We start from the raw sequence: 14,012 nt of genomic DNA on the forward strand, positions 1-14,012 counted from the left end.
CGGCCGATGGGTTGAGGTTGCATCCGGGCGCGCCACATTGCATCAAGATTGCACTGAAACAGGGGGCGCGGATGGGTTTGAAAGTTGCGATCCAGATGGATCCGATCGAAGCGGTCAATATCGAGGCTGACAGCACGTTTCGGATCGCCGAAGAAGCGCAGGCTCGTGGACATGAGCTGTTCTATTACACGCCGGGTCGTCTGATTTATCGCGAGGGTCGCGTTTATGCACGTGGCTGGCCGCTCACGGTGCGCCGCGAGAAGGGCAATCACTTCTCGTTGGGCGAAGAGGCCGAGATCGATCTGGGGGATTGGGACGTCGTCTGGCTACGGCAGGATCCACCCTTTGACATGGGTTACATCACCACGACGCATCTGCTGGATCGCATACATCCCGAGACGCTTGTGGTGAACGATCCTTTCTGGGTACGCAATTCGCCCGAGAAGCTACTCGTTCTCGACTTCCCCGACCTGACGCCGCCGACATTGATTGCGCGCGACCTCGAGGCCATCCGGGCCTTCAAGGCCGAGCATGGCGATATCATCCTCAAGCCGCTTTATGGCAACGGGGGAGCGGGGGTGTTTCGGCTCGATCCGAACGACCGCAACCTGTCGTCGCTGCATGAGCTTTTCATCGGCATCAACAACGAGCCGTTGATCGCGCAGAAATTCCTGCCCGCGGTGTCGAAGGGCGACAAGCGGATCATTCTTGTCGATGGCGAGCCCGTGGGCGCGATCAATCGGGTGCCTGCGGAAGGTGAGACGCGGTCGAACATGCATGTCGGCGGCCGGCCCGAAAAGGTCGAGCTGACCGCGCGCGATCGAGAAATCTGTGCGCGGATCGGTCCGCATCTGCGCGAGAAGGGTCAGATTTTCGTCGGAATCGATGTGATCGGCGATTGGCTGACCGAAATCAACGTGACTTCGCCCACCGGGATTCAGGAGCTCGAACGGTTCGACGGCGTGAATATCACCGCCCGGATCTGGGAGGCGATCGAAGCGAAACGGAGCTGATATGTCGATCCGTCTGGTTTTACTCAATCTCTGGCTGCGGGCTTTCGCAAAACCGATGGTGCGCAGGTTCCACGGCCCTGCGCAAATGCGACGCGGGACCGAGAGATTAGCCAGTTGGATCGTGCGCGAGCCCACAGAGATATGTCGTCTGCAAATCAGGCTGGCCGGGCGTGACGCACTGTCGTTGCGCGCGGGACAATGCGCGGCCGGGCGCGTCATTCTCTATCTTCACGGCGGCGGTTACGTCACCGGATCCCCTTGGATGTATCGCGGTCTCACCGGGCGCTTGGCGAAGCTGAGCGGCCTCGAGGTGATCGTGCCGGATTACCGCCTCGCGCCCGAAGCGCCGGTGGGCGCCGCGCTCGAGGATGCGACGGCGGCTTTCGACGCGCTTGTTGAAACCGGGTATGATCCTAGCGCGATCGTGCTCGCAGGCGACAGCGCGGGGGGCGGCTTGGCGTTGGCGCTTCTCAGCGCCCTGTGCCAGCGCGGCACGCCGCCTGCCGGGGTGATCGCTTTGTCCCCCTGGACGGATTTGACCTGTTCGGGCGAGAGCCTCCGCCTCAACGCTTCTAAAGATGCAATGCTGCCGGTCGAGCGTCTTGGCGACACCTGCGAAATGGTTCTGCGCGGCCATGACCCGACCGATCCGCGCTTCTCGCCGCTTTTCGCGGAATTTCCCGATCCGCCACCGGTGCTGATCCAGCATTCGATGGCCGAGATCCTGTGTGACGACTCGCTGCGCGTGGCCGAAAGGCTGCGCGATTTCGGTACGGATGTCACCGTGCAGAGCTGGCCCGACACGCCGCATGTCTGGCATTTCTTCGACGGTCGGATTCCCGAGGCGCGCGAGGCGCTGGAAGACGCGGCCGCCGCGGCGCGCAAGATGCTCAACCTGCCACAGCGCTGAGGCGATAGCTCAACGCCTCCGCGATATGTGGCTTGCGCACCTTATCGGCGTGATCGAGATCGGCGATCGTGCGTGCGACCCGCAAGACGCGGTGGTAGCCGCGCGCCGAGAGCCCGACCCGTTCCGCCATCCGCGCCAGAAGATCGCGTCCCTCGGTATCCGGCGTTGCGATATCTTCGAGCAACCGTCCTTCGACTTCGGCGTTGACGCGGATTTCCGGGTGATCCGCGAAGCGTTGGGCCTGCCGCTCGCGTGCGTCAGCGACGCGCGCCGCCACTTCTGTGGAGCTGTCGCCGGTGGCGGGCAGGTCGAGATCGGCATAGCGCACCGGGGGCACCTCGATGCGCAGATCGAACCGATCCATCAGCGGTCCTGAAATTCGGCCCAGATAGTCGTCACCACAGCCGGGCGCGCGGGGGCATGCGCGTTCGGCATCGCCGAGATAGCCGCATTTGCAGGGGTTCGCGGCGGCGATCAACAGGAAGCGGCAGGGGTAGCGCGTATGTGCGTTGGCGCGCGAGACGACGACTTCTCCGGTTTCGATCGGTTGGCGCAGAGTCTCCAGCACGGCGCGGGGGAATTCGGGGAACTCGTCCATGAACAGGACGCCGTTATGGGCGAGGCTGACCTCGCCGGGGCGTGCGCCGCGTCCGCCTCCGATCATCGCCGCCATCGACGCGGTGTGGTGCGGTTCGCGGAAGGGGCGGGTGCGCGAGATGCCTCCCTCGGCCAGCAGGCCCGAAAGTGACTGGATCATCGATGTTTCCAGCATCTCCTCGGGGCGCATCTCCGGCAGGATAGAGGCCAGCCGCGCGGCCAGCATGGATTTGCCCGAGCCGGGCGTGCCGATCATCATCAGGTGATGGCGTCCGGCAGCGGCGATTTCCAGCGCGCGTTTCGCCCGCTCCTGACCCTTCACGTCACGCAGGTCGCGCGGATGCGCGGTCGCTTCGATCAGACCCGGTCGCGCAGGCTCCAGCGGCAGGCGACCGCTGAGATGGTCGATTGCGCCGCCGAGCGTCTCCGGCGCCGTTACATCGGTCGCGCCGACCCAGGCGGCCTCTGCGCCGGAGCCTTTCGGGCAGATCAGCCCCTTGTCCGCGGCGGCAGCCGCCATCGCGGCGGGTAGGGCGCCCGCGACCGGCAGCAGTCGTCCGTCGAGCGATAGTTCTCCCACCGCGACCAGTGCCTCGATACGGTCGCGGGGCACCACGCCAATGGCGCCCAGCAGCGACAGGGCGATGGGCAGATCGAAATGCGAGCCCTCTTTCGGCAGGTCCGCGGGCGAAAGGTTCACGGTGATCTTCTGCATCGGCAGTGCGATCCCCAGCGCACCGAGCGCCGCGCGCACCCGCTCGCGCGCTTCGGAGACCGCCTTGTCGGGCAGACCCACGACCGCGAAGCCGGGCATGCCTTCGGAGAGCGCGCATTGCACCTCCACGAGGCGGGCTTCCACCCCCTCGAACGCCACCGTGTAGCTCTGGCTGACCATCGGTTCTCCCACGCCTCCTCGTCGATGGGTAGCGCGATCATGGTTTAGGATTGGTTAACGGTCGCCGAGGCCGAGAGGCGGCACCCGAACCTCGACTCAGGGGCGAAAGGCGCCTGGGGGAAAGCTGCCGAAATCTCCACGAGAACCTGCATTTTCTGCATATCCGCACAGCGCTCGCTTCAATTTCGCGCACAAGATCAACGCGTTGCGTTACAGTTTCTCAAGTGTCCGTGAGCAGGCTTATGATATGTCGTGCTCAAGAAGGAGTGATGGTCCTTCCGTAGGGGTATGAATTTCTTTCATTTTTCGCTTGAAAACGTCGTCAAGTGCGCCACGCGCACAAAGTTTCAAGCAAAATTCAACATTTCCGTGAGGAACTAATTCATGTCATTCGCATTGGGTGGGCAAAGCAGCCACCCAATTCAAGGTTGCGCCGGTTTGGGCTGGACACCCCAGGGAGATTGTAAATGGCACTTGATGGTATGACCGATGAAACCCTGCCACGCCAAGCGATGCGGGCAGAGTTCCTGGACGCTGACACCGAAGCAGAACTGGCGCGCGCGTGGCGCGATCATCGGGATGAGCAGGCTCTCCATCGACTTGTGACCGCTTACATGCGCCTGGCGATTTCGATGGCGTCGAAGTTTCGCCGCTACGGCGCCCCGATGAACGATCTCATTCAGGAAGCGTCACTTGGTCTGATGAAGGCCGCCGACAAGTTCGATCCGGAACGCGGCGTTCGCTTCTCGACCTATGCCGTGTGGTGGATCAAGGCCTCGATCCAGGAATTCGTAATGCGGAACTGGTCGATGGTGCGCACCGGGTCCACCTCGTCGCAAAAAGCGCTGTTCTTCAACATGCGCCGCGTTCAGGCTCAGTTGACCCGCGAGGCGCAGCAAGAGGGCGAGCAGCTCGACGCGATGCAGCTGCGGCAGCGCGTGGCCGAGGTGATCGGCGTGCCGCTTGCCGACGTCGAGATGATGGAGGGCCGCCTGTCCGGCTCCGACTTCTCGCTCAACGCGACGCAGTCCAGCGAAGACGAAGGCCGCGAATGGGTCGACACACTGGAAGACGATGGCGCGAGCCCGGAGGAAACCGTGGCCGACACCCATGACGGCCAGACGATGAAAGTCTGGTTGGGCGAGGCGATGGAGCGTCTTACCGACCGCGAAGCCTACATCGTCCGCGAGCGTCGCCTGATCGACGAGCCGCGCACTTTGGAAAGCCTCGGTGAAGAATTGGGTCTTTCGAAAGAGCGCATTCGTCAGCTCGAAGCGCAGGCCTTCGGCAAGATGCGCAAATCGCTTGAAACACATCAGGGCGAGGTGCAAAGCTTCTTCATATGAGGAAGTTTCTCGCCGCTATCTGCCTGCTGTCGCTGACAGGTTCCGCTCAAGCTGCGGAAATATCGCCCGACCAGCTCGATACGCTGTCGGGCGATATTGTCGTTCTGGGCGAGATTCACGACAACCCCACCCATCACCTCAATCAGGCGCGGGCGATCAAGGCGCTGAAGCCCGCCGCTGTGGTGTTCGAGCAATTGACGCCCGAGCAGGCCGCGAAGATCACGCCGGCGCTTTTGAAGGAAGAGGGGGCGCTGGAAAAGGCGCTGGATTGGAATAACTCGGGCTGGCCCGATTTCGCGATCTACTATCCGATTTTCGAGGCTTTGGGCGATGCGAAAGTCTATGGCGCCGCGCAGCCGCGCGAGACAGTGCGCGCCGCGATGACCAAGCCGCTACCGGAGGTGTTCGGCGAGGGCGCTGCGCGTTACGGGCTCGATCAACCCTATCCCGACGCGTTGCAGGCCAAGCTGGAAGCTCAGTCGCAGGAAGATCATTGTAACGCGCTTCCGGTCGATCTGCTCCCCGGCATGGTCGCCGCGCAACGTTTCCGCGACGCCGCCTTCGCCCGGGTCGCTCTGAAGGCGCTGAAGGAAACCGGCGGCCCGGTCGCGGTGGTCACCGGCTCGGGCCATGCCAGAACCGACCTCGCGGTCCCCGCGCTTCTGCGCAAGGCAGACCCGGAGGCGAAGGTCGTGGCGATCGGCCAGATCGAGGCCGAACCGGGTGCCGATCCCGGCCCACAGCCCTATGACGACTGGATCGTGACGCCCCCGACCGAGCGCGCCGATCCCTGCGCGGCGTTCAAGTGATCCTTGCACCAATGCGCCCCGGCGCTTAGACCATCTGAGAGAGTTTCACGGAGAGGCAAATGCTTGCCGGCAAACGCATCCTGTTGATCGTCGGCGGCGGCATCGCCGCCTTCAAGGCGCCCGAGGTGATCCGACTGCTGCGGGGTGCGGGAGCCTCGGTGAGCCCGGTCCTGACCAAGGCCGGCGCCGAGTTCGTGACCCCGCTGACCCTGTCCTCGCTTGCGGGCGAGGCCGTGCATTCCGACCTTTTCGATCTGACGCATGAGGCCGAGATCGGTCATATCCAACTGTCGCGCGCCGCCGATCTGGTCGTCGTTGTGGCGGCCACCGCCGACCTGATGGCGAAGATGGCGCACGGTCTGGCCAATGACCTCGCCTCGACCCTGCTGCTCGCGACGGACAAGCGTGTGCTGATCGCGCCCGCGATGAACGTGCGGATGTGGGAGCATCCCGCAACGCAGCGCAATATCGCGACGCTCAAATCCGACGGCGTGATCTTCGCAGGCCCGACCGAGGGCAACATGGCCTGTGGCGAATTCGGCGAGGGCCGGATGATCGAGCCCGAGGCGATCCTCGCGGCGATCGGTGCGGCGCTGTCCGACGGTCCGCTGAAAGGCCGCCATATCCTCGTGACCTCGGGGCCCACCCATGAGCCGATCGACCCGGTGCGCTATATAGCGAACCGCTCCTCGGGCGCGCAGGGCACGGCGATTGCCGCAGCCCTGCGCGACCTCGGCGCGACTGTCACCTTCGTCACCGGTCCCGCGACGGTTGCGCCCCCTGCGGGCGTGAAGGTGATCAAGGTCGAGACCGCTCGCGAAATGCTCGACGCGGTGCAGACCGCGCTGCCTGCCGAGGCCGCGATCTTTGCTGCCGCCGTGGCGGATTGGCGCGTCGCGAACGCGGCCGAGCGGAAGATGAAGAAGGACGGCACCGGCGCGCCGCCCGCGCTGGAATTTGCCGAGAACCCGGACATTCTCGCCACAGTTTCGAAGATGGGCGAGGGCCGCCCGGGTCTCGTGGTTGGCTTCGCCGCCGAGACCCACGATGTCGCGCGCTTTGCGGCGGACAAACGCGCCCGCAAGGGCTGTGACTGGATCGTCGCCAATGACGTGAGTCCCGCGACCGGGATTATGGGCGGCACCGAGAATGCGGTGACGATCATCGACGAGACCGGCGCGGAAAGCTGGGACCGGACGGGCAAGGACGAGGTTGCGCGGCGGTTGGCTGCGCGCATCGCGGCAGCCTTGGGCGCGGCGACGGGTTAGGGGACGCTCCGCGGGGGATATTTATGCCAAGCCGAAGCGAAGCGCCCCTCTTTCGGCTTGGTCCAAATATCCCCGCCGGAGGCATCTGCAATTGACGCCCGCGCGACATCGGGCAGGAGAGGGACACGTGAGCACACCGATCATCAAGGTTCTGCACGAAGACTGGGCCGATCACGAGATTGCCCTGCCGCGCTACGAGACCCACGGCGCCGCCGGGGCCGACCTGCGCGCCAATCTCCCGCCCGAGGATCGCGCGCGCGGCGTCATGCTCGGCCCGATGCAGCGCGCGATCATTCCGACAGGGCTGCGAGTCGAGATCCCCGAAGGGTTCGAGATGCAGATCCGTCCGCGTTCGGGGCTTGCGTACAAACACGGGATCAGCCTGGCCAACACGCCCGGGACGATCGACGCCGATTATCGCGGGCCGCTGGGGGTGCTGCTGATCAACCTCGGCCAAGAGCCCTATCTGATCGAGCATGGGGCGCGCATCGCGCAGGCGATCGTCGCGCCGGTGGTGCAGGCGCGCTTCGAGGTCGCCGACACTTTGGGTGACACCGCACGCGGCGCAGGCGGTTTCGGCTCGACCGGCAAGGGCTGAGGCATGCTCGGACTCACTCTCATGGCGGCGATCCTCGGGCTCGGACTGGTGATGAAAGCGTCTGCCCGTGCGATCTTCGGGATGCTGGTGCTGGTCTGGGCGGCGCTGGTGGTCGCGCATCTGCCGATCCCGGGATTTTCTCCCATCGGGCGTGTTCTGGGCGGTTCGCTTGCGGGGTGGATTGGCCTCGGTGTCGTGGTCGCGCTGGTGCTGATCTATCGCCGGATGCTCGGGGCGATCCGGACGAGAGCCGAGGCGAAGGAGCCGCAGTCGCCAGCCGCCAAACCGGGCAGCTTTTCCGAGGCGGAACTGGACCGCTACGCGCGCCACATCATGCTGCGCGAGATCGGCGGGCCGGGGCAGAAGCGGCTCAAACAGGCTAAGGTTCTGGTGGTCGGCGCCGGGGGGCTGGGCTCGCCCGCGCTGCTCTATCTCGCCGCTGCCGGGGCGGGGCGGATAGGTGTCGTGGATGACGATGTCGTCTCGAATTCCAACCTGCAGCGGCAGGTGATCCACCGCGACGCCGATCTCGGGATGCCCAAGGTCTTCTCCGCACAGAAAGCGATGCTGGCGCTCAACCCGCATATCGAGGTGCTGCCCTATAACCGCCGCCTGAGCGCCGCGAATGCCGAAGGGCTGGTTGCAGAATATGACCTCGTCCTCGACGGGACCGACAATTTTGACACCCGCTATCTGGTGAACGCGGCCTGCGTGGCGACGGGCACGCCGTTGATTTCCGGCGCGATCACGCAATGGGAAGGGCAGCTCTCGCTCTATGATCCAGCGAAGGGTGCGCCCTGTTACGCCTGTGTTTTCCCCGAGGCACCGGCGGCGGGTCTTGCGCCCACCTGCGCCGAAGCGGGGGTGGTCGGCGCGTTGCCGGGCGTTGTGGGCTCGATGATGGCGACCGAGGCGATCAAGGAGATCACCGGCGCGGGGCAATCCGCGCGCGGACGGTTGATGATCTACGACGCCCTCTGGGGCGAGAGCCGTCAGTTCGGCGTGAAGCGGCGCGCCGATTGCGCGGTTTGCGGCGAAGGGCGCGGCGCGGGGGATGGTCAATCCTGAGCGTGCGTCCTAGCTTGCGATGCAAAGGAGACACGCCATGACCAACCCGCTTCTCGCCGACTGGACCGGCCCCTACGAACTGCCGCCCTTCACCGAGATTTCAGATGCCGATTTCGCGCCTGCTTTCGATGCTGCGCTGGCCGAGGCGCGCGCCAATATCGCGGCAATCGCGGACTCGCCCGACGCCCCGACATTCGTCAATACGATCGAGGCGATGGAACTGGCTGAAGAGGCGCTCGAAAAGGTCGCGGGCGTGTTCTACAACCTCGCCGGCGCCGATGCGACGCCCGCGCGGCAGGAGTTGATGCGCGATCTGGCGCCGAAGCTCGCGGCGTTTTCCTCCGAGATCACGATGAACAAGGCGCTGTTTGCGCGGATCGACCAGCTTTGGCAGGACCGCGAGAGCCTCGGACTTGGCCCGGAGCAGGACCGGCTTCTGGAGCAATATTATCAGATGTTCACCCGTTCCGGCGCGGCGCTGGAAGGGGCCGAGGCCGAGCGGATGCGCGAGATCAAGCAGCGCTTCGCCTCGATCACCACGCAGTTCAGTCAGAACCTGCTGGCCGATGAAAGCGGCTGGTTCCGCCCGCTGGCCGAGGAAGACCTCGAAGGGCTGCCCGATTTCGTCGTGGATACCGCCCGCGCGGCGGGCAAGGAGCGTGGGCAGGACGGGCCGGTGCTGACGCTCTCGCGCTCTCTGATCGTGCCCTTCCTGCAATTCTCGCCCAATCGCGAGCTTCGCCGGATCGCCTACGAGGCCTGGGCCGCGCGCGGCGCGAATGGCGGCGAGACCGACAATCGCGAGATCGCCGCCGAGGTGCTCAAGCTGCGCGAGGAACGCGCGAAGCTGCTGGGTTACGAGAGCTTCGCCGCCTACAAGCTGGAGCCCGAGATGGCCAAGACGCCCGAAGCGGTGCGCGATCTTTTGATGCGGGTCTGGGCACCTGCGAAGGCCGCCGCCGAGGCCGATGCCGCGAAGCTGGCCGAGATGATGCACGCCGACGGGATCAATGGCGATCTGGAGCCGTGGGACTGGCGCTACTATGCCGAGAAGCGCCGCGTGGCAGAGCATGATTTCGACGAGGGGCAGATCAAGCCCTATCTCTCGCTCGACGCGATGATCGGTGCGGCCTTCGATACGGCGAACCGGCTCTTCGGGCTGAAGTTCAAGGAGATCGACGGGCCGTTCTATCATGCGGACGTGCGTGGCTGGGAAGTGTCGCGCGGGGGCAAGGTTCTGGCCGTGTTCCTCGGCGACTATTTCGCGCGCGGTTCGAAGCGGTCTGGCGCGTGGTGCTCGGCGATGCGCTCGCAGCGCAAGCTGGGCGGCGCGCCGGTGCCGATCGTGGTAAACGTGTGCAACTTCGCCAAGGGCGATCCGGCGCTTCTGTCGCATGACGACGCACGCACGCTGTTCCACGAATTCGGCCATGCGCTGCACCAGATGCTGTCCAACGTGACCTATCAGTTCCTATCAGGCACCTCGGTCGCACGCGATTTCGTGGAGCTGCCGAGCCAGCTGTACGAGCATTGGCTCGACGTGCCCGAGACGCTCGAAAAACACGCGCGCCACTACAAGACGGGCGAGCCGATGCCGACGGAGCTGCGCGAGAAGCTGAAGGGTGCTGCCACTTTCGACCAGGGCTTCTCGACGGTGGAATATCTCGGTTCGGCGCTGGTCGATCTGGCTTTCCACGAGGGTGCGGCCCCGGAAGATCCGATGGCGAAACAAGCCGAGGTGCTTCGCGAGATCGGCATGCCCCACGCGATCCGGATGCGCCACGCGACGCCGCATTTCTCGCATGTCTTCTCGGGGGACGGCTATTCGGCGGGCTATTACAGCTACATGTGGTCCGAGGTGATGGATGCCGATGCGTTCGAGGCCTTCGAGGAAGCGGGCGACGTGTTCGACCCGGAAACGGCGGCGAAACTCGAACGCTTCGTTCTGTCTGCGGGCAATTCGCGGCCGCCGGAAGAACTTTATACCGAGTTCCGGGGCAAGATGCCGGGGGTCGAGCCTCTGCTGAAGGGTCGCGGGCTGCTTGATCCGGCCGCCTGAGCGGGTGGTGATGTCGGAGCCTCCGGCGGGGATATTTGAGGCAGTTGGAAGCAAGACGATCTGCCTTCCTCTTGGCCAAAATATCCCGGGGGGCGGCGCAAGCCGTGGGGGCAGCGCCCCCTCCGCGCTCAGCCCCGATAGACATCCTTGTGGATGATGACGTCGGCCTGCGGATAGGCCGCGACAATGGCGCGTTTGAGCGCGGCGCCGATGTCGTGCGCTTCCTCCAGCGTCTGATCCCCGTCGAGTTCGATATGCAGGTTTACGAAGATCTGCGCGCCGGCGGTGCGGGTTTTAAGATCGTGAAAGCCGCGCACATCGGGCCAGTCGCGGGCGATCTTGACGATGCCTTCGATCACGTCGTCAGGGGCTGCGCGGTCCATCAGGGCGTGCCATGCGCCAATGAAGATCTTCGCCGCGCCGGCTAGCATGATCGCGGCGGCGATCAGGGCGACGATGCTGTCCACGTCGCCCCAGCCAAAGGCATGCGAGAGCCAGAGCGCGAGGATCGCGCCCAGTGTCGGCAGCAGGTCGCCCACATAGTGCAGCCGGTCGGCGGCGACGACCTTGTTGCCGGTCGCCTTTGCCACGCGGCCCTGCCACCAGATCAATCCGAAGGTGACCACCGCAGAGGCGACCATCACCGCGATCCCAAGCCCCTCTGCGGCGAGCGGCGGGGGCGAAGGCGCCATCAGCCGCCGTATCCCGGTGATGCCGATCGTGGCGCCTGCGCCCAGCACGATCAGCGCCTGACCGAGGGCCGCGAGGTCTTCGGCCGAGCTATGCCCGAAAGCGTGATCGTCATCGGCGGGTTTCGCGGCATAGAGGATCGCCAGCAGCCCCGCGCCCGAGATCAGCAGGTCCACCGCGCTATCGGCCAGCGAGGCGCCCACGGAGAGCGCCCCGGTCTGCCACAGCGCCCAGGCCTTTATCGCGACGAGCAGCGCGGCGGTGCCGACCGAGGCCAGACCCGCCGAGGTGTTCATCCGGTGTTCGTTTTCACTATAGGCCATCGCCGCCGCCTCTACCTTTGCGCCGTTGCTCTAGCGCAGGAGAGCGTCTCAGTCACGGGTCTCGTCGGGGTCGACGCCCCAGATTTCCGTCTTGGGTAACCAGCCATCCGCGCCCGAACCCGAGATTTCGCACCAATCGTGGGTGCAGGCCCCCAGCTGCGCGATCGCTCCGGCCTGCGCCTTGGCAGTGACCGCGGATTTCGGATCGGGACGGGCATGGAGCGAGACCATGTCCTGCATGACGATCACGTTCCGGACGCCCGAGATCAGCGTGTAGTGAATCCAGCCGCCTTGCCCTTCGTTATCCTCGACGCGCCGCCAGTGGCCGAATTCTGCGGTGACTTTCAGCGGCATGCCCGGGTGGGTGAAGACCCAGTCGATCCGGTGCGACAGGGACGGGCCGCGGCGCACATTTCCCTTCGAGCCCTTGAGCGAGACGTAGCGCGGGATCGGCAGGTGGGTGACGGGGCCGCGATGTTGCGGTTTCGACAGTTGCACGTCGGGGCCATTGCCATCGGGTTCGGCCGCGGGCTTCGCTTGGGGCTTGTTGGTCTGGCCGCTTGCAGCCGTCCGAGAGCGTGCCGCGTCGGGTTTCGATTGCGCGCCGGAGGCATTGCCCGACACGCTCCAGACCGCACCCACCAGAATCGCAATTGAGGATACCGCCGCGAGGATTTTGCTGCCCGTCATCATCCGCCTCATATCCCGGCCCGCCCGTCGGCTGATCCGCGGGTCTGCGACATCCGGTGCGCAATAAAATTGCGCTCGCGTGTCGATTTCGGCCATTACTGCTCTTGCCGGGCCTTGTGCCTGCCCGCGTTGAGGGGCAGTTTGCATCCAACCGCCCCGCGATGGAAGAGAGGAGAGGACCGAGATGCCTGCACCGCGCCTGAGTGTTGTCGTGACGCGACGCCTGCCCGAGGTCGTCGAGACCCGGATGAAGGAATTGTTCGAGGTCGAGCTCAATCACGACGATCGCAAGATGAGCCGGGAGGACCTTGTCGAGGCGATGAAGCGCGCCGATGTTCTCGTGCCTTGCGTGACCGATCGGATCGATGCGTCGATGATCTCGCAGGCTGGCGAGCGCCTGAAACTGATCGCAAATTACGGCGCCGGGGTCGATCATATCGACGTGTCCTCGGCGCGTCAGCGCGGGGTGCTGGTGTCGAACACGCCCGGTGTCGTCACCGATGATACGGCGGATATGACGATCGCGCTGATGCTGGCGGTGACACGACGCATTCCCGAGGGGCTCGCGCATATGCAGGCGGGCGACTGGAAGGGCTGGGCCCCCACCGCCTTCATGGGCCATCGGATTGGTGGAAAGCGGCTGGGCATTCTCGGCATGGGCCGGATCGGTCAGGCGGTGGCGCGGCGCGCCAAGGCGTTCGGGATGCAGATTCACTACCACAACCGCACCAAGGTTCACCCGGATATCGAGGACGAGCTGGAAGCGACCTATTGGGACAGCCTCGACCAGATGGTGAGCCGGATGGATGTGATCTCGGTGAACTGTCCGCACACGCCGTCTACCTTCCACCTGCTCAATGCGCGGCGGCTGAAGATGCTCAAGCGCGAGGCGGTGATCGTGAATACGTCGCGGGGCGAGGTGATCGACGAAAACGCGCTGACACGGGCGTTGCGGGCGGGCGAGCTGGCCGGGGCCGGGCTCGACGTGTTCGAGCATGGCGCGGACGTCAATCCGCGTCTGCGCGAGCTGCCGAACGTGGTGCTGCTGCCCCATATGGGCTCGGCCACGGTCGAAGGACGTGTTGAGATGGGCGAGAAGGTACTGGTCAATATCAAGACCTTCGCCGACGGTCACCGGCCGCCGGATCTCGTCGTGCCGTCGATGATCTGATCCCCAGGTGGCAGAGAAAAGGCCCCGGTGCGATCCTGACGCATTCCGCGTGGTGGGAGGCCCAAAAGATCGGGCCTGTCGTGATACTCACGGCAGGTCTTTATTATTTCTAAGGAAAATGCCGCGTCAGGTTCCTAAAAAAGATGTCGTAAATCCGAGACTTTTTTCTCGGCGGCGCCTGCGTGAATAAAGAAAAATCAGTGATTTCAGACCTTTCTGCTTCCGATTTCATGAATGCAGCCAATATCCCTCGGCCACAAGCTTGACCTTCGAATGCGGCAAAATTCGCGGACGAGCATCCGTATCGACTTCAAGCCGCGCGCCGTTCTCCTCACCAAGAAGAACAAGCCAGGCAAACAGGCCACGCAGAAAGCATTTCACACCCAGAATGTGAACGCATTACACTCCCGCTACAACGCCTTCATGGGGCCCTTCTAAGGTCCGGCGTCGAAGTGTCTGGGGCGTTACCTGCGTTGGTTTCTACTCCGGTCGAAGATAGACGGCGGAGCAGTCTTTCGAAGGGTGCTTTCGCCGCAATGAGTTGGGAGGGCGTGGAGACATGACGGTCGACAGAA

The 14,012-nt window shown here is 64.5% G+C and carries 12 protein-coding genes; 9 read left to right on the plus strand and 3 right to left on the minus strand.

Features of this window, described 5'->3' with window-relative positions; all coding sequences use genetic code 11:
• Positions 1-71: 71 nt before the first annotated feature.
• Together gshB and B6V73_RS13870 are read left to right on the plus strand one after the other, a co-directional pair.
• A complete protein-coding gene (gene gshB / locus B6V73_RS13865; RefSeq protein WP_075774104.1) occupies positions 72-1,013 on the plus strand; it encodes a glutathione synthase in 942 nt (313 codons plus the stop codon).
• A 1-nt stretch (position 1,014) separates the two neighbouring features.
• Complete coding sequence (locus B6V73_RS13870; protein ID WP_088725522.1) at positions 1,015-1,923, plus strand: alpha/beta fold hydrolase; 909 nt, start codon at positions 1,015-1,017, stop codon at positions 1,921-1,923.
• Here B6V73_RS13870 and B6V73_RS13875 read toward each other — a convergent pair.
• Complete coding sequence (locus B6V73_RS13875) at positions 1,904-3,415, minus strand: YifB family Mg chelatase-like AAA ATPase (protein ID WP_088725523.1); 1,512 nt, start codon at positions 3,413-3,415, stop codon at positions 1,904-1,906. The two genes, B6V73_RS13870 and B6V73_RS13875, sit on opposite strands and share 20 nt — an antisense overlap.
• A gap of 467 nt (positions 3,416-3,882) precedes the next feature.
• Between B6V73_RS13875 and B6V73_RS13880 the strand changes: the two genes are divergently transcribed.
• The 6 genes from B6V73_RS13880 (at position 3,883) to B6V73_RS13905 (ending at position 10,563) form a co-directional block, all read left to right on the plus strand.
• Positions 3,883-4,761 (plus strand): RNA polymerase factor sigma-32, encoded by an 879-nt coding sequence (locus B6V73_RS13880; protein WP_075774107.1) that lies wholly within the window; start codon positions 3,883-3,885, stop codon positions 4,759-4,761.
• The gene (locus B6V73_RS13885) at positions 4,758-5,570 is read left to right on the plus strand and encodes a ChaN family lipoprotein (protein WP_088725524.1); all 813 of its coding nucleotides are present in this window, start codon (positions 4,758-4,760) and stop codon (positions 5,568-5,570) included. The genes B6V73_RS13880 and B6V73_RS13885 overlap by 4 nt, the downstream gene beginning before the upstream one ends.
• A 59-nt stretch (positions 5,571-5,629) precedes the next feature.
• Positions 5,630-6,838 (plus strand): bifunctional phosphopantothenoylcysteine decarboxylase/phosphopantothenate--cysteine ligase CoaBC, encoded by a 1,209-nt coding sequence (gene coaBC / locus B6V73_RS13890; RefSeq protein ID WP_088725525.1) that lies wholly within the window; start codon positions 5,630-5,632, stop codon positions 6,836-6,838.
• Between the two features lie 127 nt (positions 6,839-6,965).
• The gene (dut, locus tag B6V73_RS13895; protein WP_088725526.1) at positions 6,966-7,436 is read left to right on the plus strand and encodes a dUTP diphosphatase; all 471 of its coding nucleotides are present in this window, start codon (positions 6,966-6,968) and stop codon (positions 7,434-7,436) included.
• A 3-nt stretch (positions 7,437-7,439) separates the two neighbouring features.
• Positions 7,440-8,504: a HesA/MoeB/ThiF family protein gene (locus B6V73_RS13900; protein WP_088725527.1), complete on the plus strand. Its 1,065-nt coding sequence runs from the start codon at positions 7,440-7,442 to the stop codon at positions 8,502-8,504.
• Positions 8,505-8,541: 37 nt separating this feature from the next.
• The gene (locus tag B6V73_RS13905) at positions 8,542-10,563 is read left to right on the plus strand and encodes a M3 family metallopeptidase (protein ID WP_088725528.1); all 2,022 of its coding nucleotides are present in this window, start codon (positions 8,542-8,544) and stop codon (positions 10,561-10,563) included.
• 128 nt (positions 10,564-10,691) lie between these two features.
• Here the strand turns inward: B6V73_RS13905 and B6V73_RS13910 are convergent, their stop codons facing one another.
• The gene (locus tag B6V73_RS13910; protein ID WP_088725529.1) at positions 10,692-11,576 is read right to left on the minus strand and encodes a cation diffusion facilitator family transporter; all 885 of its coding nucleotides are present in this window, start codon (positions 11,574-11,576) and stop codon (positions 10,692-10,694) included.
• A gap of 48 nt (positions 11,577-11,624) precedes the next feature.
• Positions 11,625-12,266, minus strand: a complete 642-nt coding sequence (locus B6V73_RS13915) for an SH3 domain-containing protein (protein WP_088725544.1) — start codon at positions 12,264-12,266, stop codon at positions 11,625-11,627.
• A gap of 184 nt (positions 12,267-12,450) precedes the next feature.
• Here B6V73_RS13915 and B6V73_RS13920 point away from each other — a divergent pair, with 184 nt between their 5' ends.
• The gene (locus B6V73_RS13920) at positions 12,451-13,437 is read left to right on the plus strand and encodes a D-glycerate dehydrogenase (protein ID WP_088725530.1); all 987 of its coding nucleotides are present in this window, start codon (positions 12,451-12,453) and stop codon (positions 13,435-13,437) included.
• The last annotated feature ends 575 nt before the right edge of the window (positions 13,438-14,012 follow it).

The sequence above is a fragment of the Thioclava sp. JM3 genome (assembly GCF_002213185.1).
Lineage (GTDB): Bacteria > Pseudomonadota > Alphaproteobacteria > Rhodobacterales > Rhodobacteraceae > Thioclava > Thioclava nitratireducens.

Excerpts from the sequence above, each read along its gene's own strand:
- B6V73_RS13885 (WP_088725524.1), top strand. The coding sequence starts at position 4,758 with ATGAGGAAGTTTCTCGCCGCTATCTGCCTGCTGTCGCTGACAGGTTCC.
- B6V73_RS13905 (WP_088725528.1), top strand. The coding sequence starts at position 8,542 with ATGACCAACCCGCTTCTCGCCGACTGGACCGGCCCCTACGAACTGCCG.
- B6V73_RS13915 (WP_088725544.1), bottom strand. The coding sequence starts at position 12,266 with ATGACGGGCAGCAAAATCCTCGCGGCGGTATCCTCAATTGCGATTCTG.
- B6V73_RS13900 (WP_088725527.1), top strand. The coding sequence starts at position 7,440 with ATGCTCGGACTCACTCTCATGGCGGCGATCCTCGGGCTCGGACTGGTG.
- B6V73_RS13880 (WP_075774107.1), top strand. The coding sequence starts at position 3,883 with ATGGCACTTGATGGTATGACCGATGAAACCCTGCCACGCCAAGCGATG.
- B6V73_RS13870 (WP_088725522.1), top strand. The coding sequence starts at position 1,015 with ATGTCGATCCGTCTGGTTTTACTCAATCTCTGGCTGCGGGCTTTCGCA.
- B6V73_RS13875 (WP_088725523.1), bottom strand. The coding sequence starts at position 3,415 with ATGGTCAGCCAGAGCTACACGGTGGCGTTCGAGGGGGTGGAAGCCCGC.
- B6V73_RS13910 (WP_088725529.1), bottom strand. The coding sequence starts at position 11,576 with ATGGCCTATAGTGAAAACGAACACCGGATGAACACCTCGGCGGGTCTG.
- coaBC (WP_088725525.1), top strand. The coding sequence starts at position 5,630 with ATGCTTGCCGGCAAACGCATCCTGTTGATCGTCGGCGGCGGCATCGCC.
- gshB (WP_075774104.1), top strand. The coding sequence starts at position 72 with ATGGGTTTGAAAGTTGCGATCCAGATGGATCCGATCGAAGCGGTCAAT.
- B6V73_RS13920 (WP_088725530.1), top strand. The coding sequence starts at position 12,451 with ATGCCTGCACCGCGCCTGAGTGTTGTCGTGACGCGACGCCTGCCCGAG.